The organism is Cedecea sp. P7760, assembly GCF_013386425.1.
In the GTDB taxonomy this organism is placed as follows: domain Bacteria; phylum Pseudomonadota; class Gammaproteobacteria; order Enterobacterales; family Enterobacteriaceae; genus Cedecea; species Cedecea selenatireducens.
Genome location: NZ_JACARU010000093.1, coordinates 1 through 1,262, shown reverse-complemented (window position 1 = coordinate 1,262; position 1,262 = coordinate 1). Strand labels below are relative to the sequence as shown.

Annotated in this window: 2 protein-coding genes; both read right to left on the bottom strand. The window is 60.5% G+C overall.

From position 1 onward, the window contains the following. A partial coding sequence (locus HX778_RS24295; protein ID WP_176983315.1) for a gamma-glutamyl-gamma-aminobutyrate hydrolase family protein occupies nucleotides 1-846 on the bottom strand: 846 nt, incomplete at its 3' end. After that, on the bottom strand, nucleotides 846-1,262 hold a 417-nt coding region (locus HX778_RS24290), incomplete at its 5' end, for a chorismate-binding protein (protein WP_176983314.1). The genes HX778_RS24290 and HX778_RS24295, both read right to left, overlap by 1 nt.

The following is a 1,262-nucleotide window of genomic DNA, read 5'->3' as shown; positions in this document are numbered from 1 at the left end:
GTCGCCGCCGGTACCGACGATGTCGGCAAACTCGTAACTCGGGCTTGGGAACGGCGCGGCGTGTTCGAGCAGGGCGGATGCGGCCCCGGCGATTTCGTTCGGATGTTCACCGCGCACCTTCATGCTGACCAGCGCGGCCGCCAGCTGTTCTGGCTTCAACTCACCGCGAACGATGGCGGAAAACAGCTGGTGGCTCTCTTCGCGGCTCAGGGTTTGTGCCTGATAAAGTTTGTCGAGGATCGGCTGCAGCGTATTGGCCTGCTTCAGCTTGAGCAGCGCCCAGTCGAGCGTCTGCTCAAGCAGGCGAGCCCCGTGGCTGGTCAGGATGGATTCCGGATGGAACTGGAAGCCAACAACCCGGTCAGCTTCATGACGAACCGCCATCACCATGCCCTCGAAATGCGCGTTGATGGTCAGCCCGGCAGGAATATTGCTGCCAACCAGCGAGTGGTAACGCGCCACCGGCAGCGGGTTAGGCAGCCCGGCAAACATCGCTTCGCCGTCGTGGGAAATAGAAGACGCTTTACCGTGCAGGATTTCTCCGGCCTGGCCTACGTAGCCGCCGTAAGCTTCAACGATGGCCTGGTGGCCCAGGCAGATACCGATAATCGGCAGCTTGCCGCGCATGCGGGTCAGCAATTCAGGCATACAGCCCGCTTCGCTTGGCGCTCCTGGGCCAGGTGAAAGCATCAGTACCGGGTTATCCATGGTGGCCAGGCGTTCAATCAAGGTCTGCGCCGGAACATGGTTACGGTAAATCACCACGTTGTGGCCGCTCGCGCGGAGCTGATCTGCCAGGTTATAGGTGAATGAGTCGATATTATCGAGCAGCAGAATGTCAGCCATTAGAAAGTCTCCTTCGCGTGATGCGCTGTAGCAATGGCGCGCAAAACGGCGCGGGCTTTGTTGCGGGTTTCGTCGGCTTCTGACTGCGGGTCTGAATCCAGGACAACGCCGGCCCCAGCCTGAACAGTGGCGATCCCGTCTTCAACATAGGCAGAGCGGATAACGATGCAGGTGTCGAGGTCGCCGTGGGCGGTGAAATAACCCACCGCGCCACCGTAGCTGCCGCGACGCACGCCTTCGGCACCGGCTATCAGCTGCATGGCACGCACTTTAGGTGCGCCGCTCAGGGTGCCCATATTCATGCAGGCGCGATAGGCGTGCAGCACGTCCAGATCATGACGCAGCTCGCCAACAACGCGCGACACCAGGTGCATCACGAAGGAGTAGCGGTCGACTTTGGTTAAATCAGCCACGTA